This window comes from Gallibacterium sp. ZY190522 (assembly GCF_054166015.1).
On the sequence record NZ_CM135118.1, the window covers coordinates 1,358,863 to 1,380,590 of the forward strand.

The 21,728-nt window shown below is 39.0% G+C and carries 23 protein-coding genes; 4 read left to right on the forward strand and 19 right to left on the reverse strand.

The genetic code is table 11. From position 1 onward, the window contains the following. Nucleotides 1-86 precede the first annotated feature (86 nt). From ACXPAV_RS06640 to seqA, 16 genes are all read right to left on the reverse strand, one after another. Nucleotides 87-2,951, reverse strand: a complete 2,865-nt coding sequence (locus ACXPAV_RS06640) for a valine--tRNA ligase (protein WP_458003038.1) — start codon at nucleotides 2,949-2,951, stop codon at nucleotides 87-89. Nucleotides 2,952-2,971: 20 nt separating this feature from the next. Continuing rightward, nucleotides 2,972-3,568, reverse strand: a complete 597-nt coding sequence (locus tag ACXPAV_RS06645) for a zeta toxin family protein (RefSeq protein WP_039174034.1) — start codon at nucleotides 3,566-3,568, stop codon at nucleotides 2,972-2,974. After that, the gene (locus ACXPAV_RS06650) at nucleotides 3,558-3,734 is read right to left on the reverse strand and encodes a hypothetical protein (protein ID WP_018347122.1); all 177 of its coding nucleotides are present in this window, start codon (nucleotides 3,732-3,734) and stop codon (nucleotides 3,558-3,560) included. The genes ACXPAV_RS06645 and ACXPAV_RS06650 overlap by 11 nt, the downstream gene beginning before the upstream one ends. 18 nt (nucleotides 3,735-3,752) lie before the next feature. Then, entirely contained in the window at nucleotides 3,753-4,187 is a 435-nt protein-coding gene (locus tag ACXPAV_RS06655) for a GNAT family N-acetyltransferase (protein ID WP_458003039.1), read from the reverse strand. Then, nucleotides 4,187-4,624 (reverse strand): DNA polymerase III subunit chi, encoded by a 438-nt coding sequence (locus ACXPAV_RS06660; RefSeq protein ID WP_039174039.1) that lies wholly within the window; start codon nucleotides 4,622-4,624, stop codon nucleotides 4,187-4,189. Before ACXPAV_RS06660 ends, ACXPAV_RS06655 begins: the two co-directional genes overlap by 1 nt. Nucleotides 4,625-4,722: 98 nt before the next feature. Further along, nucleotides 4,723-5,325, reverse strand: a complete 603-nt coding sequence (gene recR / locus ACXPAV_RS06665; RefSeq protein ID WP_013746785.1) for a recombination mediator RecR — start codon at nucleotides 5,323-5,325, stop codon at nucleotides 4,723-4,725. Between the two features lie 72 nt (nucleotides 5,326-5,397). Next, nucleotides 5,398-5,727 carry a YbaB/EbfC family nucleoid-associated protein gene (locus ACXPAV_RS06670; protein WP_458003040.1) on the reverse strand — a complete coding sequence of 110 codons (330 nt, stop codon included), beginning with the start codon at nucleotides 5,725-5,727 and terminating at the stop codon, nucleotides 5,398-5,400. A 72-nt stretch (nucleotides 5,728-5,799) separates the two neighbouring features. Continuing rightward, nucleotides 5,800-7,965 carry a DNA polymerase III subunit gamma/tau gene (gene dnaX / locus ACXPAV_RS06675; protein ID WP_458003041.1) on the reverse strand — a complete coding sequence of 722 codons (2,166 nt, stop codon included), beginning with the start codon at nucleotides 7,963-7,965 and terminating at the stop codon, nucleotides 5,800-5,802. A gap of 21 nt (nucleotides 7,966-7,986) precedes the next feature. Then, entirely contained in the window at nucleotides 7,987-8,532 is a 546-nt protein-coding gene (apt, locus tag ACXPAV_RS06680; RefSeq protein ID WP_039174043.1) for an adenine phosphoribosyltransferase, read from the reverse strand. 107 nt (nucleotides 8,533-8,639) lie between these two features. Continuing rightward, nucleotides 8,640-9,590, reverse strand: coding sequence for a lauroyl-Kdo(2)-lipid IV(A) myristoyltransferase (lpxM, locus tag ACXPAV_RS06685; protein ID WP_458003042.1), 951 nt, complete (start codon nucleotides 9,588-9,590; stop codon nucleotides 8,640-8,642). Nucleotides 9,591-9,600: 10 nt separating this feature from the next. After that, nucleotides 9,601-10,365 carry a TSUP family transporter gene (locus ACXPAV_RS06690; RefSeq protein ID WP_039174048.1) on the reverse strand — a complete coding sequence of 255 codons (765 nt, stop codon included), beginning with the start codon at nucleotides 10,363-10,365 and terminating at the stop codon, nucleotides 9,601-9,603. 22 nt (nucleotides 10,366-10,387) lie between these two features. Further along, complete coding sequence (gene mepA, locus ACXPAV_RS06695) at nucleotides 10,388-11,233, reverse strand: penicillin-insensitive murein endopeptidase (RefSeq protein WP_458003043.1); 846 nt, start codon at nucleotides 11,231-11,233, stop codon at nucleotides 10,388-10,390. Then, a complete protein-coding gene (gene aroC, locus ACXPAV_RS06700; protein WP_458003044.1) occupies nucleotides 11,223-12,311 on the reverse strand; it encodes a chorismate synthase in 1,089 nt (362 codons plus the stop codon). Before aroC ends, mepA begins: the two co-directional genes overlap by 11 nt. A gap of 23 nt (nucleotides 12,312-12,334) precedes the next feature. Then, nucleotides 12,335-15,670: a mechanosensitive channel MscK gene (gene mscK, locus ACXPAV_RS06705; protein ID WP_458003045.1), complete on the reverse strand. Its 3,336-nt coding sequence runs from the start codon at nucleotides 15,668-15,670 to the stop codon at nucleotides 12,335-12,337. A 1-nt stretch (nucleotide 15,671) separates the two neighbouring features. Next, nucleotides 15,672-17,126, reverse strand: coding sequence for an o-succinylbenzoate--CoA ligase (gene menE, locus ACXPAV_RS06710; RefSeq protein WP_458003046.1), 1,455 nt, complete (start codon nucleotides 17,124-17,126; stop codon nucleotides 15,672-15,674). Continuing rightward, complete coding sequence (seqA, locus tag ACXPAV_RS06715) at nucleotides 17,126-17,782, reverse strand: replication initiation negative regulator SeqA (RefSeq protein WP_458003047.1); 657 nt, start codon at nucleotides 17,780-17,782, stop codon at nucleotides 17,126-17,128. Before seqA ends, menE begins: the two co-directional genes overlap by 1 nt. Before the next feature lie 172 nt (nucleotides 17,783-17,954). Here seqA and ACXPAV_RS06720 point away from each other — a divergent pair, with 172 nt between their 5' ends. From ACXPAV_RS06720 to fur, 4 genes are all read left to right on the forward strand, one after another. Continuing rightward, the gene (locus ACXPAV_RS06720; protein ID WP_458003048.1) at nucleotides 17,955-18,743 is read left to right on the forward strand and encodes an alpha/beta fold hydrolase; all 789 of its coding nucleotides are present in this window, start codon (nucleotides 17,955-17,957) and stop codon (nucleotides 18,741-18,743) included. A 111-nt stretch (nucleotides 18,744-18,854) separates the two neighbouring features. After that, nucleotides 18,855-19,136, forward strand: coding sequence for a LexA regulated protein (gene ybfE, locus ACXPAV_RS06725; protein WP_013746773.1), 282 nt, complete (start codon nucleotides 18,855-18,857; stop codon nucleotides 19,134-19,136). 1 nt (nucleotide 19,137) lies between these two features. Next, nucleotides 19,138-19,662 (forward strand): flavodoxin FldA, encoded by a 525-nt coding sequence (fldA, locus tag ACXPAV_RS06730; protein ID WP_039136432.1) that lies wholly within the window; start codon nucleotides 19,138-19,140, stop codon nucleotides 19,660-19,662. A gap of 168 nt (nucleotides 19,663-19,830) precedes the next feature. Continuing rightward, nucleotides 19,831-20,274: a ferric iron uptake transcriptional regulator gene (gene fur, locus ACXPAV_RS06735; protein ID WP_039094609.1), complete on the forward strand. Its 444-nt coding sequence runs from the start codon at nucleotides 19,831-19,833 to the stop codon at nucleotides 20,272-20,274. Nucleotides 20,275-20,345: 71 nt separating this feature from the next. Here fur and mog read toward each other — a convergent pair whose 3' ends face one another. From mog to glnB, 3 genes are read right to left on the reverse strand one after another with little or no spacing between them, the layout of a single operon-like run. Next, nucleotides 20,346-20,915, reverse strand: coding sequence for a molybdopterin adenylyltransferase (mog, locus tag ACXPAV_RS06740; RefSeq protein WP_039094586.1), 570 nt, complete (start codon nucleotides 20,913-20,915; stop codon nucleotides 20,346-20,348). A gap of 3 nt (nucleotides 20,916-20,918) precedes the next feature. Next, complete coding sequence (locus tag ACXPAV_RS06745) at nucleotides 20,919-21,389, reverse strand: DMT family transporter (protein ID WP_039094584.1); 471 nt, start codon at nucleotides 21,387-21,389, stop codon at nucleotides 20,919-20,921. Continuing rightward, nucleotides 21,389-21,727, reverse strand: coding sequence for a nitrogen regulatory protein P-II (glnB, locus tag ACXPAV_RS06750; RefSeq protein WP_013746768.1), 339 nt, complete (start codon nucleotides 21,725-21,727; stop codon nucleotides 21,389-21,391). The genes ACXPAV_RS06745 and glnB overlap by 1 nt, the downstream gene beginning before the upstream one ends. Nucleotide 21,728: the final 1 nt, after the last annotated feature.

Here is a 21,728-nt window from a genome sequence, read left to right on the forward strand (position 1 = left end):
TATTAATAACAAACCTACGAGCTATCGTAGGTTTTTACTTATATTTTTAAGGCATATCTTCAAAAAGATATGCCTTTTATTTCTACTTATAACGCTTCAATAGCAGCATATTGTGCTTTTAATTTATCAAGACCATCCAAATAGCCTTGCATTTTTTCGCGTTCTTTAGCAATGACTTGCTCAGGGGCTTTCGCCACAAAAGCTTCATTGCTCAATTTGTTTTCAATGCGCGCAATTTCACCATTGAGTTTCTCTAGTTCTTTGGTTAGGCGTGCTAATTCAGTGGCTTTGTCGATGAAACCTGCCATTGGAATAAGAAGTTCCGTGTTGCCAATCAATTTGGTTACTGAGAATGGTGCTTCTACTCCATCGTTTAACACTTCAATGCTATCTAATTTCGCCATACTTGCTAATAATGTGCAATTATCGGCAAGAATTTGTTGCTGTTCTGGCGTTAAATGGCGTAATAATGCCTCTAAGCCTTTACTTGGAGCAATATTACGTTCCGCACGGATATTACGCACCGCGATGATAATGTCTTTCAGCCAGTTGATTTGCTGTTCAGCTTGCTCGTCAATTTGGCTCGGCTCATACTGCGGATAAGGTTGTAGCATAATAGTATCACCATTCACACCTGCAAAACCTTTCACTTTTTGCCAAATTTCTTCCGTGATGAATGGAATAATCGGGTGAGCTAAACGCAACAGTTTTTCCAACACATTCACTAGCGTACGGCTCGCCCCACGTTTTTGAGCTTCTGAGCCTTGAGCGAACACAGGCTTGGTGAGTTCCAAATACCAGTCGCAGAACTGATCCCAAGTAAATTCATAAATCGCGTTGGCTGCCAAATCAAAACGATATTGCCCGAATGCAGTGCGAACAGCTTGGGTTGTACGGTTAAACACCGATTGAATCCAACGATCCGCAAGGCTATATTCCACCTCACCCTCAGACAAATCGAGCTTCTCATTGGTTAGAACGAAACGGCTCGCATTCCACAATTTATTACAGAAATTGCGATATCCCTCTAAGCGTTTCATATCCCAGTTAATATCGCGTCCATTGCTCGCAAGGGCGGCGAGGGTGAAACGCAAGGCATCAGTACCATGAGCGGCAATGCCGTCGGCAAACTCTTTGCGGGTGGCTTTAGCGATTTTTTCCGCTAATTGTGGTTGCATCATATTGCCCGTGCGTTTTTCTAATAAATCCTCAAGGCTGATACCGTCGATCATATCAATCGGATCAAGCACGTTGCCTTTTGATTTCGACATTTTTTGTCCGTTTTCATCACGGATCAAGCCCGTTACATACACGGTTTTGAACGGCACTTGCGGCTTGCCATTTTCATCTTTGATGAAGTGCATTGTGAACATAATCATTCGTGCTACCCAGAAGAAAATAATGTCAAAGCCTGTGATCAGCACGTCAGTTGGGTGGAACATCGCCAAATCTTTGGTTTGCTTCGGCCAACCTAAAGTCGAGAATGTCCACAAGGCGGACGAGAACCAAGTGTCTAGCACGTCTTCATCTTGCTTCAGCACCACATCAGAATTTAGCTGATATTTTGACCGCACTTCAGCTTCACTGCGTGCCACATAAATGTTGCCCTCTGCGTCATACCAAGCAGGAATGCGATGTCCCCACCACAGTTGGCGAGAAATACACCAGTCTTGAATATCACGCATCCACGAGAAATAGAGGTTTTCATATTGTTTCGGCACAAATTGGATTTCGCCATCTTCCACCGCTTTGGTCGCCACTTCTGCCAACGGTTTTACGCTCACATACCATTGATCGGTCAGCATTGGCTCAATCGGCACACCACCACGATCGCCATAAGGAACTTTAAGATCGTGCGGTTTAATTTCTTCCAACAAACCTAAAGCCTCAAAATCCGCCACGATTTGTTTACGTGCGGCGAAACGCTCCATTCCACGATATTTCTCAGGAATTTCCGCCACATAATTTGCCAACGGTTTATTATCCACACCGATAATTTCCGCTTCATCACGAATATCCGCATTCAAAGTCATCACGTTCACCATTGGCAACTGATGACGCTTACCCACTTCGTAGTCGTTGAAATCGTGAGCAGGTGTGATTTTCACTACCCCCGTTCCAAATTCACGATCCACATAATCATCAGCGATAATCGGGATTTCACGATTCGCCAGCGGTAAGATCACGGTTTTGCCGATAAGAGATTGATAGCGTTCATCTTCAGGGTGTACCGCCACCGCTGTATCGCCCAACATTGTTTCAGGACGGGTGGTCGCCACCACTAAATAATCCTTACCGTCTGCTGTTTTTTCACCGTTCGCCAATGGATAGCGGAAATGCCAGAGCGAGCCTTTGCTTTCCTTATTTTCCACTTCGAGATCGGAAATTGCAGTGTGCAGTTTTGGATCCCAGTTTACCAGGCGCTTACCGCGATAAATCAAGCCCTCTTCGTGCAAACGCACAAAGACTTCTTTCACCGCATCAGAAAGACCATCGTCCATTGTGAAACGCTCACGTTCCCAATCAATGGAATTGCCCAAACGTCGCATTTGCTGGCTGATCGTGCCACCTGAATAGGCTTTCCAATCCCAAATTTTTTCGATAAAAGCTTCGCGTCCGTAATCGTGGCGAGTTTTGCCCTCTTCCGCTGCGATTTTACGTTCCACCACCATTTGCGTAGCGATCCCAGCGTGGTCAGTCCCCGCCTGCCAGAGGGTGTTATCCCCCTCCATACGATGAAAACGGATAAGCGTATCCATTAAGGTTTGCTGGAAAGCGTGCCCCATATGCAACGATCCCGTTACATTCGGCGGCGGAATCGCAATACAATAACTCGGTGCATTCGGGTTTTCATTCGGCTTAAAATAGCCCTGTTCTTCCCAGTGTTTATAAAGTGCTTGTTCTACGGCAGACGAATCAAAGCGATCTGCCATTTGGAATTTTTGTGTCATTGGTTTTTCTCTGTTTTTAACTAAACTAAATTAAAATCTAACTGTAATAATTCTGCTAATAAATCCTCACACCAATCAGGTAATACTTTTTCAAATTGAGTAATCCTTTTCGATTTAGAAAGATGAAAAATAAGTATCGGCATTTCCGCTGAATTATCATAAATAAATGCTTCATCACAAAAAGGTAATGCTAAAATTAAATTTTGCCGACTAATATCATAACGTTTACGAATGGTAGTTTCATCAATAAAATGTCCACCATTAGCTACTCTCGCCTGCACCCTTTTCACATTAATGTCAGGATCATTGACCCCGATATAATTTAATCTTACGTAAAACCCTTTTGATTTAGCTTGTTGCATACGATGCAAAATAGACTTTCCTGCAAGAGTCGATTCCATTGAAAACGAAACCTGATTTTTAAGTGCATACTTAAATAATTCAACCGCTTTTCTCCCCGCCTCTATATCTGCGCGTCGAGGATTTTGTGGATTAAGTTCCATCGCAATATGATCAGAATCAATCACTACTTGAACAGAATCCTGATTAAAAGAACGTAAGGTGCTTTTTCCAGCACCATTTGTCCCACAATAGAAAATGGCTAAATTATTCTGCATATTTAATCACTTCTTCGTGTCCATCTGGATAATGCTGAACAATATTTCCATTAGGACGTTGAAATGTCAGCACCTCACGCTTTTTCTTATCTTCCATCCACGCTTTAAAAAGAATATGCAACTGCCGTTGTTGTTCAATGATTTCTTCTTTTGTCATTGGTTTCATTATTTCTTCCTCATCACCTTAGCTCACTAATTTCATATCCAAATGCGGTATGCCATCTTCTAAATATTCCGTTGAAATGGCTTGGAAGCCGAAAGATTGATAAAAATTCCGCAAATAAGTTTGAGCTTGGATTAGCACGGGTTGGGTTATCCAATGTTGTTGGCAATAATCGAGAGCTTGTCGTACCAATTCTTTAGCTAAGCCGTTGCCCCGTGCGTGCTGTGCGACTAACACTCTGCCAATATGCACGCCGTCATCTTGCGGAATAATGCGGCAGTAGGCACAGATTTTACCGTCAAATTCTTGCCAAAAATGCACCGCACTTTTATCCCAGTGATCCACTTCTTGATAGGCACATTGCTGTTCCACCACAAACACGGCGGTGCGTAATTGATAAATGGCAAACAATTCTTCTGTGCTAAGTTGGGCGAAAGATTTTGCAATCCACGACATTAAATTTGCTCCGTACTCAACTGCCACCCTAGCTGCCGATAATATTTATAGCGTTCTCTGGCTAGCGCTTTCAGTTGTTCATCTGCCGGAACAAATTCTATCACTTGAGGGAAAAGTAATGCAAATTCAGGAACCTGTAATGATAATGAAATTAATAGATCTCGCCGTTGTGAATTACGCTTTCCCGGCCAACAGATTTCTACCGGCGTCATAAAACCGCTAACCTCACCGGATAAATTATGCGGGACAAACTGTTGTGGCTCTCGTTGCCATAACAGTTCATCAATCAACAAAGCCTGCTCTTCATTTTGGCAAGAAATCAGTACTTTCTTTCCTAATCGCCACGCATCTGCTGCCAAATCACACGCTTTATTTTCTAAAGGATTTTCTTGTATAGTTACCTCAGAAAAAACATAAAAAAGAGCCTGTTTTGCCATAATTATCCTGCTTATTCATAGAATTGAGTTATTGTAACGTAAAAGGAAAATAGGATAAAGAATCGCCCATACAAATGATGAAAATCCAATTTGCTTTACTACTTTAATTCTCGTCTTCCTATAAACGAATGTGATAACGTTGTACCGTCCACCATTTCCAGCTCACCACCAACCGGAATACCGTGAGCAATACGGCTCACTTTTACACCATACTGTTGACACATTTCTGCAATATAATTCGCCGTCGCATCGCCTTCAATTGTTGGATTAGTCGCTAAGATCACTTCAGAAAAAGATTCTGTCTGCAATCTTTTCTGTAATAAGTCCAAGCCAATCTCTTTTGGCCCGATACCATCCAATGGCGATAAATGTCCCATTAGTACAAAGTAACGACCTGAAAATTGCCCTGTCTGTTCAATCGCCTGAATATCAGAAGGCATTTCCACTATACATAACTGCCCGTTCTCTTGGCGGCGATAATTATTACAAATATTACACACCTCCTCTTCTGTAAAAGTTCGACATTGACTACAATGACCGATATGCGCCATCGCTTCTGTCAACGTTTTAGCCAAATTCATTGCACCGCTACGATCACGCTGTAATAAATAATATGCCATTCGTTGTGCAGATTTTGGGCCGACTCCCGGCAAACAACGTAAAGCATCCATCAATTCATCAAGTAAAGGGCTAATTTGCATAATTAAAGAAAGGACCTAATTGAAATTATATTTAACAACATAGATAAGGGAGCCTATTGCTCCCCATCTTTATTAGAAAGGCATTTTAAAACCTGGTGGTAATTGCATTCCGGCTGTAACGGAAGCCATTTTCTCTTTTTGTAATTCATCCGCACGGCGTACTGCATCATTAAATGCAGCAGCAACCAAATCCTCCAACATTTCCTTATCATCTTCTAATAAAGAAGGATCGATCTCCACACGGCGGCAACTATGTGCACCATTAACTGTTACTTTAACCAAGCCGGCACCAGATTCTCCTGTAACTTCCATCTGTGCAATCTCTTCTTGCATTTTCTGCATCCGTTCCTGCATCTGTTGGGCCTGTTTCATCAAGCCTCCCAATCCACCTTTTCCAAACATAATGTTTACCTATCTATTGTGTAGTGAAAAATAAAAGCTGTATTTTAACTGAAAAGTATATTTGTGCAATTCTCAATGATTCGATTTACCTGTCGGACGAACGGAATCTAAAGCAATCTTAGCCTCAAATTGTTGCATAAAATCCTGTAACACCGGATCTTGTTGCAAATTTTGTTGTGCTTGAATCACTAATTGCTGATAAATTTCGTTGCGTATCTCAAACGGTGTTTTTTGATCTCCTTGATAAACATCAAGCTCAATCCGCATTTGATTCCCGTAAAAATCTTTCAATGCTTGTGTAATAAAAGCCGAATCTAAAGTTTTTAATAAATTAAAGGCTTCAGGACGCAGACCTAATTTCAAAAAATCATCTGTTTTCTCAAGGATCACCGATTTTAATAAAATACCTTTGCTATTGCCCTTAACTGCCATTTTTTCAATATCACTGCTCCACTCACTCTGTTTTGCAGTTAAAGCAATAATCTGCTCCAATACTTCAGGCGTATATCGTTTCAATAAAGTTTGTTTAATTTCCGAAGGCTTTACTGCCTGTCCCTGAAGTGCCAATGAAGGATCGCTCCAAGACCAGTGATAATCCTCATTGATACTTTCATTTTCGCTTTCTTCTTCATCGTTGGCTTCAGTACTAGCTTTTTCCCACAACGAAGATGATGGTTCTGCAACATCTATATTATGAGCATAATCATTTGTTATAAGCTCCCTATTTTCAGGTTCAGAATTCTGTTTTCTTGAAATTGAAGGAGATACTTCATTTACTGACCGAATAGCTCGATCTTCTACAAGATCAAACTTTTTTTTTTCGCTCTCTACAACATTCTTATTATCCAGAACCATATGTGCCGTCTGCCCTTGTTCTAGATTAGAAACCGCCTGCAGAATACTCAAAGATTGTTGTGCTGAAGACTTAATCGACTGTTGTTGATTGCTATCCGCCGGTATAATCGCTTCATTACTGTCAATTTGCGGCTGCACGACCTGTTTCCAACTACTACCTGTAGTTTCCCTATTCACAGGGGTTATTTGTACATCATTACTCGTACTCTGTTGTAGCGAATGCTGTACAGAAAAAGGTGACTTCTCACTTTTTTCAGAGGTAATTTCTGTATGAGAAACAACTGCCATTTCATTAGGCAAGGAAAAACGCTTTGGATGAAACGCCAATGCACGCAACATCGTCATCTCAACACCAATTTTGGGATCCGGTGAATAAGACAGTTCTTCTCGTCCTTTAACCATTAATTCGTAATAGAACTGCACATCTTCTGGCGAGAGATTTTTTGCTAATAAAGTTAATGCCGTATTCGCTTGTTCGGGATTTGGCGGTAGGAACTGCAACATAGCAATTTGATGTAACGTTTCTGCCATCTCCTGCAATACTCTTTCCCAATCAACGCCTTGTTGTGCAATCTCATACAAAACTTGCATTGCTTGCTCACCATCGGCTTGAGAAAGCGCTTTTAATAAGGCGATGGATTTATCGTTATCCAACAAGCCAAGCATCATATTGACATCATTGACATTAATATTGCTATTACTCAAGGCTATCGCTTGATCGGTTAAACTTAAAGCATCACGCACACTGCCTTGTGCCGCACGCGCAATTTTCATCAAAGCTTGTGGTTGATAATCGATATGCTCTTTTTGCAATAATTTCTGCAAATGTGCAGCAATCACATCCGCATCCAACGCTTTTAAATGAAATTGAATGCATCGGGAAAGAACAGTAATTGGCAATTTTTGCGGATCGGTCGTTGCCAAGAGGAATTTGACATATTCGGGCGGCTCTTCCAATGTTTTTAACAACGCATTAAAACTATGTCGAGATAACATATGCACTTCATCGATAAGATAAATCTTGAATCGACCACGTACCGGTTTGTATTGCACATTATCCAGCAACTCTCGAGTATCTTCGACTTTAGTACGTGAAGCCGCATCGATTTCAATCAGATCAATAAAATTCCCTTCTTTAATCGCACGACAATTTTCACATTCACCGCACGGAGTAGCTGTAATCCCTTTTTCACAATTTAATCCTTTGGCAAACAGACGAGCAATAGATGTTTTTCCAACACCGCGAGTGCCGGAAAACAGATAAGCATGGTGTAATCGTTGATTATTTAAGGCATTGGTCAACGCAGCAATAATATGCTCCTGCCCTACTACATCAGAAAACTGATCCGGTCTCCATTTACGCGCCAATACCTGATAACTCATACTTTCCCTTTTTATCTTATGTTAGTGTCCGGCAAAATCCACCAATGTAAAAGGTTCTACACCCAATTTACGCAAACGCTCTTCACCACCTAATTCGGGTAAACTAATAACAAATGCAGCGTGTTCAACTTTACCGCCTAAACGTTGAATTAATTTAATAGTGGCTTCCACTGTGCCGCCGGTCGCCAACAAATCGTCAATAATAAGCACATTATCATTTTGATTGACTGAATCGGTATGCATTTCTAGAGTATCCTGACCATACTCTAATTCATAAGATTGCGAAATCACTTCACGCGGCAATTTACCTGGTTTTCTCACTAAAATAAAAGGCACATTTAAAGCCAACGCTACCGGCGCACCGAAAATAAATCCTCTTGATTCTGTACCGGCAACTTTTGTAATGTTTTTATCTTTAAAGTACTCTGTGATTAAATCGATAGTTGCTTTAAATGCTATCGGAGTTTCGACTAAACTGGTAATATCACGGAAAATAATGCCTTCCGCAGGATAATTTGGAATAGATTTAATTGATGATTTAATTAATTCTTTTTGCTGTTGGTTCATTATAATTTGCCTAACAAAAATTATACAGCTTCCGCTGTTCTCAAAGTTGCGTATTCTAACAGTGCTACTTCTGAAAAAATACACTTTTATATCAAAAAATAAAATTTCTATTGATAAATATCAACGCCGTCTTTACGCGTTCTCAGTAATCGTAAAATCCAAACATACTGTTCTGGTGTTGCCGTTACAAATTTTTCGATTACTTCATTCATTAACCTTGCACTTTGATGCTCATCGTCTGTCAATGCTAATGGTGCATCAATCTCAATTTCATAACGTCCTTGTTGTGCGTTATAACGGGCAAACATTGGAATTACCACAGCTTTAGCGATTTTGCACATTTTATTCAGTCCGGGTAATGTCGCCTTGTAAGTTGCAAAAAAATCGGCATAAACACTTAATTCTTCGCCATAATCTTCATCCGGCAGATAATAGCCCATCTCCCCTTTGCGGACTGCATTCAGAAAAGGCTTAATTCCATTTTGGCGTGCGTGCATTTTGCCGCCGAAACGTTCTCGAACCGTATTCCAAAGCCAATCTACCAGTGGATTTCGATGTGGATTATACATTGCGGTCATTGGCATTCCTTGCGTATGCAAAATGATACCGGAAGCATCAATAGCCCAAGTATGAGGAACCAGCAAAATAATATTTTTACCCTGCTGTTTTGCCTGACGTAAATGCTCTATACCTAAAAACAGACTCCTTTTTTGCAAATGCTTAGTGGAACGCAATGCTATTTCTCCAATTCCCAACATTGTTTGTGCCACTGTAATAAACATTTTGTCGATTACTTGCTCACGCTGCTGTTCACTCCAATGTGGAAAACAGTAACGTAAATTGACTTGTGCCCGTTTTCGTTGTTTTTTTGCTATTTTCCCGACCAATAAACCAATTTTCGCTGCCAAAACATCACGGCAACGAAACGGCACAAAAGCCAATAAAGCTAATAAAAACACACCAAACCAAACACCCCAAAATTTTGGAAGCAGATAACTCCAACGGAACTGAGGTTCATACCCTGCTCGTGCTGTAATTCTTCTATTTTCGTCAGACATCTTATTCTATTCAGTTAAACCAACCATAGTCATACATCATTTTTGCCGTCATAATAAATGCCATTATCACTACCATTGGACGAATTAATTTTTGCCCTTTGGTTAATACCATTTTGGCACCTAATCTTGCTCCTAAAAAACCACCAATCATCATAACAAATCCAAGCATCCAATAAACTTCTCCACCCAAGATAAAAAAGACTAATGAGGTAAAATTGGAAGTGAAATTCAAAATTTTAGCGTGAGCTGTTGCTTTTGCTAAATTAAATCCTAATAAAGTAACAAAAGCGACACACAAAAAAGAACCTGTTCCTGGGCCAAAAAAGCCATCATAAAAACCAATCGGGAATGCCGCTGCTAATGCAAATGCAGTAAAACTTAAACGTTGATGACAATCTTTCTCACCTAATTTAGGGGAAAATAAAAAATACAAGCCAACAATCAACACCAAAATAGGTAATAACGATTTGATCACAGATGCATCAATTAATTGCACTGAAATCGTACCAATCATTGCACCAGTAAAAGTACCAATAACCATCTTCCAAACAGTACGCAAATCTACCGCTTTTTTTCTCACAAAATAAAGACTTGCAGAAAAAGAACCGCCACTTGCCTGTAATTTATTAGTCGCTAATGCCGCTGCTGGCGGTAATCCAGCTGCCAATAATGCGGGAATCGTGATCAATCCCCCGCCTCCGGCAATAGCATCAATAAAACCGGCTACCCCCGCCAATAAAAAAAGAATCGCATAAATATCTAAGCCGATGTCCATTTTTTCTCCTCTATTTGCTGTGTTATTGTGCAAACCACTGCTGTTTATCAGGGGAATCTAATAATTGTTGACACAAAAAAGGCAATTGTGGTGTTTTTTTCGGTGAACTCGGCACAGTTGTAGAATGAGGTTTAAACCACGACATCAGCTCCTCACCACAACCGTCTCCAGCAGGAATCGGTGTCTGCTCTTCACAATATTGAGCTCCCTTAGGGCAATGTAAACGTACGTGAAAATGAGCATCGTGTCCAAACCACGGACGTAATTTTCTTAACCAACTACGATCACCATTAACAGTTTGACACAGTTTCAATTTAATTGCTGGATTAACAAAGATTCTTGCCACTTTATCATCCTGAGCCGCTAAACGAATTAATTCAGTCTGATTTGATGTCCAAACACGCTCATCTACCCGTTGCGCTTTGCGATCCACCATTAAAATAGCTGTCGGGTTTAAGGCCTGCTTTGCGCTCATTGCCCCCATTTTTAACCAAATATCAGCATCCAATCCCATTTGATGGCTAGCGTGCCCGCTAGCAAAACGACCACCAGCGGGCATTGCAATATCGCCAACTAACATTGTCGGCAAACCTGCATTTTTAACCTTTTGTCCCAAACGCTGCAAATAATTCAACATCTCTGGATGCCCGAAAAAACGCAGCTTTTGAGAGCGAATCACCTGATACCCTTCACCTTGTAAAGGCAACGCCTGTGCGCCAATAATACAACCATTGCTGTAACTGCCAATTGGCAACGGATCACCAGCAATCGGTCGCTTAATTCTCTGCCATTCTGTTTCCGCTAAACCAACATTCATCAAACTAAAAATAACACAGAGCGCTAAAACAATTCGCTGACTAAGCTTCATTTTTTAATCCACATTGTCCTTGATAACGTAATAAATGATCCATTAACACGATCGCTACCATTGCCTCTGCAATCGGCACTGCACGAATACCGACGCAAGGATCGTGTCTGCCTTTGGTGACCACCTCAACTGCTTGATTGAGCAAGTTCACGCTGCGTCCCGGAATAGTGATGCTAGAGGTCGGTTTTAATGCAATTGTCGCTACTATTGGTTGCCCCGAACTGATCCCTCCTAAAATTCCACCGGCGTGATTGGAACAAAAACCTTGCGGTGTCATTTCATCACGATGTTGACTACCACGCTGTGTTACCACTGCAAATCCATCACCTATTTCCACACCTTTAACCGCATTAATTCCCATTAAAGCATGTGCCAAATCGGCATCCAAACGATCAAAAACCGGTTCACCTAATCCAACTGGAACATTTTCCGCCACCACGGTCAATTTTGCACCAATAGAATCACCGGTTTTCTTTAATTCTCGGATTAATGCATCGAATTTTTCAATTGTTGCCTCATCCGGACAGAAAAATGGATTACTGTTAACAAAATCCCAATCAATTTTCTCTAATTGTTGTGCCGGCACTTGGATATCACCAATTTGAGATAAAAATGCACGAATTTTGATGCCGAAATGCTGTGCAAGATATTTTTTAGCAATCCCTCCAGCTGCAACACGGATTGCGGTTTCCCGTGCGGAAGAACGACCGCCACCACGATAATCTCTAATGCCGTATTTCTGTTGATAGGTATAATCAGCGTGTCCGGGACGGAAACGATCTTTGATCTCACTATAATCTTTAGAACGCTGATCGCTATTTTTAATCAATAAACCAATACTTGTTCCCGTTGTTTTTCCTTCAAACACACCTGATAAAATCTGTACTTCATCATCTTCCCGACGAGGAGTTGTATAACGAGACGTTCCCGGTTTACGTCGATCCAAATCCGGTTGAAGATCTGCTTCACTCAATTCCAATCCTGGCGGAACACCATCAACAATACCACCTAATGCAATACCGTGCGACTCTCCAAACGTCGTTACTTTAAATAGTTGTCCAATACTATTGCCTGCCATATTCTCTTCCTCTTTCTAATACTTTATTGTGTTAATTTATTTTCTGTCGATGTCACCACTTTCATTTCTTCACCGCTTTGTTGATTTTTGATAAAAACATCCAACTGATTAAAGGCGATTTCAATATTATTTTCTGCAAATAATTGATTAATTCTGCGATTCAAAAAATCTGTTGTTGGCAATCTGTCCGACAAATCTCCTACATAAACACGTAATTCGTGATCCAAAGTGCTGGCACCAAAAGTCAGAAAATAGGCTTTTGGCTCCGGTTCTTTCAACACTTTTTCACAATCCTTCGCTGCTTGTAACAACAATCTTTTCGTTAAATCCAAATCTGAACCATAAGCAACACCGACAGTAATCACCAAACGCGTGATCGTGTTAGACAATGCCCAGTTTGTTAAACGTTCCGTTACAAATGCTTTATTAGGAACTATCACTTCTTTACCATCATAATCAACTAATGTTGTCGCACGAATACGGATTTTGGAAACTGTGCCTGAATACTCACCGATAGTAATGGTATCACCAATACGTACCGGACGTTCAAACAGGATAATAATACCAGAAACAAAATTTGCAAAAATTTCCTGCAAACCGAAACCAAGACCAACAGATAATGCCGCAAATAACCACTGCAATTTCGACCACGACATTCCCAATGTTGAAAATGCCCAAGCAGCGCCAATTGCTACGATAAAATAGGTTAATAAAGTTGTAATAGTATAAGGCGCACCTTGTGAAAGTTTAATTCTCGAAAAAACAAACACCTCTAATAAACCAGCAATATTTCTGACTAACACATAAGTGACTAATAGAATAAAAATCGCTAATAACATATTTAATAAGGTGATAGATTCCACTACCGTGCCTGTTTCAGTGGCAACCGTCTGTTGCCACAAAGTGATGCTTTCCAAGTGATACGCCACTGCTAATAAATCTGACCATACAATATAGTAGAAACCGACTAATACCGCCCATAATGCCCATTCAGCAATACGCGCCACCTGTTGTTTAACCTGACTCAATGCCAATTCGGAATCTTTAGTATCAATTACAATTTCCTCTGAACGCCCACTTTCATTTTTATTTTGATTTTTCTCTCGCTGCTCTTTTAAGCGTTTATACGCTAAACGTCTTGCTGATACCGCTAATGTACGATCTGTAATCTGTTTGATTAATACCCATAAAACAGTAACCAAATAACTGGCAATAAAGTGCGTAATTAAATTTAAAGCAGTATAGTAATAACCAACGACAATCAACACGATCAATGCTATCGGAATTAATAGTAACAATACACGAATAACTTTCAACAATACAGGCCCAACGTGTTGAGAACCACCATCATTTTCTTGTGTTGCTTCATACTTTCTTACCGCATATCCAAAACGAGGGGCAATAATTAAGACACAGAAAATCAACGCCGAGATAGTAATAACCTCGCCAATAACATCATTAGTCAACGGCGTATTACTCATATCGCTAATCAGAGTGGTATTAATTAAGAAAATAATCGCCCAAATCGAACGCTTTAATACCGCTAAAAATAACTTACCACTCTCTTTCGCCAAACCAAAATGGCGATAAACAAGACCATTCGGTTTCAATAATTCAATCAAGAAAGAAAATAGCCACCAATAACCTGCCATTTTTAATGTCCACGGCCACGCTAAAATAGGATCGGCAATGATGAAATGCCCCACCAACACAAAAATGATTAAAAACATCAATGGATAAGGCACTACTAATATTGCTGTTAACAAAATAGCTAACGGTGTATGCCACTGACTATCTGCATTTAATGAACCAACTTGAGAATTTATCTTTGCTAGCCAAGATTGTAGTTTCACTTTTTGTGAATAAATCAATGCTGCAACTAAAGATAGGAACAAAACAAAGCCTAGCATCGGAATAAGATTACGACTGAAATGGCGCGTGTCAATCGCATTACTTATATTCTTTAACTGTGTCAACGCCAAATTCGGAAATGAGACTATCCAATCCCAATCAATTGGATTATTGCTCTTAACCCAGAAACTCTGCTGTTGTAATTTTTGTTGCAAATCATCACTAATTAACCTGACCTGTTGCTGATTTAACTCAATAGTAATCGCTAAATTTAACTGTGTATTTAATAACTTAAGAATATCCGAATAAATTTTCTTCCGCTCAGATAATACCGAAATTAAAGTGCTTTTCTCAGCATCACTCAACCCTGAAGAATTAGGTAGCTTAGTGATATACTCTTCCGGTGCGTAAATAGCATCTCTTGCTTGCGTTAAATCAAAAATCTGTACACGCAGATCAGCAATACGCTTTCCCAAACCTTCTATCGTTTGATCGGTCGGTAAATTCTGTTTTTGCTGATTAATAATACGGGATAAGACTAAAGTCCCCTGCAATGCACTAATCTGTTCATCAATACTACGCTGTGTTTGTGTTAAGTTATCCAACACATTTTTAATGCGTAAACTCTCTTGCGACAATTGATTGGAAGTTTGAGTTTCACTCAATAACTGCTGACTTAATTGCGTATTCTGATTTAACTCATTCTGAATCAATGGATTAACATTGTCATCCTTTGTCTGTTGAGATTTCTCTAATTGCGCTAATTGTTTTTTAGAGGCATCTAAACGTTTGTTATTGAGTACAGATTGCAATGCTTGTTGTTCACTTTTCGCCTGCTGTAAATAGTAAGTTTTTTGATCACGCTGTAATTCATACCAAGAGTTCAACGTAGAACTCTCTTTCAATAAAGTTTGATTATAGTCATTCTGCGCTTCAATCAATGCTAGCTCAATTTGATATTTATTCACAAAAATCGGATCGAGCTGACTATCCGCTAACGCTTTATTAATCGCCTGTGTTTTTGCCAAATTATCCCTTAATATCGATTGAATTCGATCCGGTAATGTTTGTTGGCTTACTAATTTAGAGGCAATTTCATTTAGTGTAGTTTGCAACTCATCCACTTTTTGAAAAGAGAGCTCCATTCTCTTTTGTAGATTATCTTCCGACAATTTTGCTAAATCATCGGTATTGACTGCATTATTAGAATTTGTTTTAAGTTTTTGTAACTCTGCCTGTAATTTAGGAATTTCTGTTGATGCTGTTTTGATTTGATTATTCAGTTCATTTGTCTGTTTTTTCTGCTCATCCAACTGTTTCAATAAATCCAAACTGTCATTCAATGCAGTTAGTAATTGTTGTTGCGTGGCTTCATTACTGTTAGGATTTGCTTTTTGTGCGGCAATTTGCGTCTGGATATCGTTCGCGGAAGGAATTTGAGCCTGCACATTAATACAGGCAAATAAAGCCGCCAAAAACAGCACGAAAACAAAAATACGTTTGCACATATTATTCCTCTGAATTTTGTAAAAATAATGATAATTGTTGAGACAAAAAATGTCGGGAAACTTTAATACCTACAGCCGATGGCATAACTCTTTCAAATGGATAATAGGCGATAGGTTGCTTAAATTTTTCTAATTTTTTTCGCAAAATAGCTTGAACTCCATTCACTTTATCAAAACTAAAGCCTCCCACAAAATCAATAACAGCAACCGGACGCTGCCCATATGTTTGATCTTCAACCGGCAAAACAACAACCTGTTTTACATCAGGTTGTTGCAAAATAAAAGACTCAATCTCTTCAGGTTGGATATTTTCTCCACCTGAGATAAACATATTATCAATCCGTCCCTGAATAAATAATTCTTGCGTATTTTTTCCCAGATAACCTTTATCCCTCGTTGCAAACCAACCCTCTTTATTCAGTAATGTTTTTATCTCACCATTTTTTTGCCAATAACCTAACGCCAGTGTTTTACCTCTCACCCAAATTTCCCCTTCAACCAATTGATACTCTCGCAACGGTAAAAGATAACCGACACCAGCACTGGAATCACTTTTTTTCGCAAATACAGTCGATGCAGCTTCCGTCATTCCATAACCAGAATAACAGTGAATACCAGCATTGATTGCTTGTTGAGTCAACGCCACCGGAATATGCGTTCCACCCAACAAAATATGAGTTAAACGAAAGGATGAAATTTTATCGTCCTTAAGGAACTGAAGAAACTGTTGTAATTGTGTCGGTACCAAAGAGCTGTGAGTAACCTGTAATAAATCTTGGTAGATATTGTCACCGACACAACGTAAACAACAACCGTTTTGTAACCAACGCCAAATTACGCCTTGTCCGGAAACGTGAAACAATGGCAATGACAGCAACCATTCACTGCTCGCATCAATCTGCAATAACGGTGAAATACCTTCAGCACTGGATAAATGATGAGATATTGTATGAACTACAGCTTTCGGCAGCCCAGTTGAACCGGAAGTTAAAGTAAAAGTCAATGGGCATTTTGTCGCCAACCTTTGTTGAATTACATCATCCGCTAAACCAAAATCAAGCTGTTGCAACTTACCTACTTCCAAGCTATTTACATTTAGTTGCGTGCAATCTAGCAAATAATCCATATTGCACTGCTCACAAATTTGTATGATTTTTTCTGCCGGAAACATCGGATTAATCACCAACACGCGACATCGCAAACGTAATGCGACCAAATAGGCAATCACTAATTCAGGCTGATAACGTCCAATCAATGCAATACCTTTACCTAAACTGATACCTTGTGTTTGCCAATTCTCCGCCCATTGCTCAATTAATTGATATAAATCACGCCACGTCAAATAATGTTCAACAATAGAAAAGCGGGTTTTATTCCCGCTTTTAATTTGCCGTTTTAATTTAAATTTTAATGCAATTTCCGCTGGTTTTATCTCGGCATATTGTTGCCATAACATCAAATTGTTTCCTCTTCAATATGTGGCGATGTAAACTGAAATGCCACTAATTGTACTAAATGTTCTGGCACATACATTGCTCGCATAACAGACTCTAACATATTTAATTTTCTAGCTGTATTATTATTTGTTGCCACCCAAAACGGTGATTTCGGAATTTGTTTAGGGTTAACGCTACTACCGGAAGCTTCGATCTCAGCTACTTCCAAAGAAAAATAAACTCTTGAACGACCTTGGCTCACTTCTGTTGCACTCGAAAAGCCTTCCGGATTAGCACGGTAAAGCATACTTAAAATCATTAAAAAACGATTAACCTGTTTATCTTCGTGCAGAAATTCTGCGGAACTGATGAGTTTTTGAATTTGTCGATTCGTATGCTCAATTACCTCTTTGCTCGGCTGTTTCGGTAATACAGGCGTTTGTTCAGAAGTCGTCAGACTGAATTCTCTCTCCGCAGTGGCTTCGCCTTCCGAACGGCTATTATTACTCTGATTACCCATCTCCACAACATTCGATGAGATATGCTCTTTTTTTGTTTGAACTTGAGGAAAATTTAATAATCTACGTAAAATTGTTGAGGCATCTTCACCGATTGCTTGCGTGTTACTGGCAATATATTGGTAAATTTCGTCATCAATACTAATTGTTTTCATCATTTGCTCCAAGTTCTGCTAAATGACCATTATTATACGTCATAACAAGACAAAGCCGAAAATAAAATCCGCATTATGTTTAATTTATCAACCATTTTTTCATAACTGATTAAAACTTGATCCTTATTAAGAAATATTTTATCTTCAACCATCATTTCCTTAGATAAAATTTATTATGACCACTCCATTACTTAATTTCGATTATCAACCCTCTGCAAATGCTCAAGCAGATACTCTTGTTTTTATTCACGGACTTTTTGGTGATATGAACAATTTGGGCATCATTGCTAAAGCTTTTGATCAACAATATTCTTTATTAAGAATCGATTTACGTAACCACGGCAGAAGCTTTCATCACGATGAGATGAATTATCCATTAATGGCTGATGATTTATTACGAGTTCTGCAACATCTTGGCCTGAAGAAAGTCATTATTATCGGACATTCAATGGGGGGCAAAACCGCTATGCAATTTGCATTGACTTACCCTGAATATGTAAAAAGTTTAATTGTACTCGATATTGCACCGGTTACTTATACCCATAACGAACACAGCACTATCTTCCAAGCATTGTTTACTGTAGCTGAAGCGCAATCGGAAACACGCCAACAAGCAAAAGTTATTATGGAACAGTATATTGAAAATTCGGCAATTTTACAGTTTGTCTTAAAGTCATTTGATGTAAAACAACCTCAACGATTCCGTTTTAATACCAACGTGTTGTTTAAACGTTATCAACAACTTATGGATTGGTCTGAAAACGATAATGTATGCACGTTGCCTACGCTATTTATTCGTGGTGGAAATTCCAATTATGTATTACCTCAATACAGAGATAAAATTATGCAGCTTTTTCCTAATGCTAATGCATTTACTATCAATGGTGCCGCACATTGGGTTCACGCCGATAAACCACAATATGTGATTCGAGCAATTGAAAGACATCTACAACAAAAGTCATAAATTTAAATGGCGTGATATTTTCAGTTTGCTGGAAACTGTGATATATTGCACGCCACAAAACAGCTTATCAATCTCAAGTAGTCTGAAAGATGGTTTTCAGTGAGTATAATAATGGCAAAACAAGAAGCAGATTGCATAACATTAGACTTATTTGCTCACGTTGCTAAAGTCGGAAGACCTCGCACAAATCCGCTTAGTCGCGAACAACAAATCCGCATTAATAAACGAAATCAGTTACGTCGCGATAAAGCTGTGGGTCTAAAACGAGTTGAACTAAAATTACACACAACAATGGTAAATCAACTTGAACAATTAGCAGAAACGGCAAATATGAGTCGTCAACAATTGATCGAACAAATATTACAAACATATTTAGACAAAAATAGGAATTAATATGGCACTTATTGGTTTATTTTATGGTAGCGATACTGGTAATACAGAAAATATTGCCAAAATGATCCAAAAACAGTTAGGTAGCGAACTCGTTGATATTCACGATATAGCCAAAAGCACAAAAGAAGATATTGAAGCTTACGATTTTATTATGATCGGAATCCCGACGTGGTATTACGGTGAAGCGCAGTGTGACTGGGATGACTTCTTTCCAACCTTGGAAGAAATAGATTTTACAGATAAATTAGTTGCTATTTTCGGTTGCGGTGATCAGGAAGATTATGCTGATTATTTCTGTGATGCAATGGGAACAGTCCGTGATATTATCGAACCTCACGGTGCGACAATTGTCGGTTATTGGCCTACGGAAGGTTATCACTTTGAATCATCAAAAGCACTGATCGATGAAAAAACTTTTGTCGGATTATGTATTGATGAAGATCGCCAACCGGAATTAAGCAATGAACGCGTTGAAAAATGGTGTAAACAACTTTATAGCGAAATGTGTTTAGATCAACTTGCTTAACCCCTTTAATTATCATTTGCATTCAAAAACGAAATAATCCATACTTCTGAAATGGATTATTTCTATCTTCTTAATAGAAATTTTCAGTTATCCATTTATCATTCATAAAGTTAAGATATACAAAAATTTATGACATTGATTTAATTAGAGGCGAGTATGACAACAAATATTGTAGACGAAAACATTAAGTTATTAAAAAAAGTGGGATTAAAAATTACTGAACCACGTTTAAAAATCCTCTCATTAATGCAACGTACTCCGGTACAACATTTCTCAGCTGAAGATGTTTATAAATGGTTGCTTGAAGAAGATGAAGAAATTGGATTAGCAACCGTATACCGCGTTTTAAATCAATTCGACGAAGCCAACATTCTTATTCGCCATAATTTTGAAGGAAATAAATCTGTATTTGAGCTTGCACCGCAGGAACACCACGATCATATTATTTGTATGGATTGTGGCAAAGTGTTTGAATTTAATGATGATCTTATTGAGAGAAGACAAAAAGAGATCAGTGAACAGAACGGAATAAAATTACTTTCACACAGTCTATATCTCTATGGTAAATGTGCTGACATTAAAAATTGTGAAGAAAAAAATCAAAATAAATAATTAATATAAATAAATGGTTGCTGTTTATTTTTTAACTTACCAGCAACCATTTTCATTTTCGACTTTTTGCTCTACTTTTTCTTTGGTCTAAAACTATCAACAATTGTTTTATGAGTATCAATATAAATACCGCTTAATAACTCCAAACAATAAGGTACAGCAGCAAAAATACCTTTCACAATCACTTTACCGTTTTCATCTTTCAATCCTTCCAACGTTTCTTTAATTGCTTTTGGCTGCCCTGGCAGGTTAAGAATTAAACTTTCTTTACGGATCACCCCCACTTGACGCGAAAGAATAGCGGTTGGCACAAATTGCAAACTAATCTGTCGCATTTGTTCTCCAAAACCCGGCATTTCTCGATCAGCCACTGCTAATGTTGCATCAGGCGTTACATCTCGCTTTGCTGGCCCTGTTCCACCAGTAGTCAACACTAAATGACAACCACACTCATCCACCAACTCTTTTAATGTTTGTTCAATTAACGACTGTTCATCAGGAATCAAACGTTTTTCTACCGTAAAAGGCGCTATTAATGCCTGCTCTAGCCACTGTTGCAAAGAAGGCAATCCTTTATCTTCATAAACACCTTGAGAGGCACGATCTGAAATAGAAACTAATCCAACTTTAAACTGAGTCATTATTTATCCTTTTATTGAAAACCACTTATCACCGAAAAAGAATAGCAATAATCCTCCCATTACCACCAACATACCTACCATTTTCCAGACAGTAACCTCTCGCACCGGCATATAAATTAAGCCAAAATGATCAATAATCATCGCTGCAACCAACTGCCCAATAATGATAAAAAATAGCATATTGGTAATGCCTACTTTCGGAGCAAGAAAAATCGTAGTAAACACCACTAACGCACCTAATGGCCCGCCAATAAATTTCCAAAACGGTTGCCCAGCAAGATTTTGCAAGCCTTCCCATAAATTTGTTTTAATCAAACATACTAACAACAATGCCAATGTTCCTGTAGCAAAAGAGATTAATGCCGCAATTAATGGTTGCCCGGCAACCACTTTACTAAGCTGACTATTAATTGCCGCCTGAGAAGCAAGCCCAACACCAGCAACTAAAGCAAATACAACATAAATTATTCCCACTAAATTGCATCCTCGTTTTCTTCTCCGGTACGAATACGAATTACCCGTTCGACATCATACACAAAAATTTTGCCATCACCGATTTTTCCAGATTGAGCGTTATCAATAATCGCCTCAACGCACTGTTCAACCTGCTCATCAACTACAACAATTTCCAATTTCACTTTAGGCAGAAAATCTACCATATATTCCGCTCCACGATAAAGCTCGGTATGACCTTTTTGTCGACCAAATCCCTTTACCTCGCTCACTGTCATACCGGTAATTCCGAGATCCGATAATGCTTCACGCACATCATCCAATTTAAATGGTTTAATAATTGCTTCAATCTTTTTCATA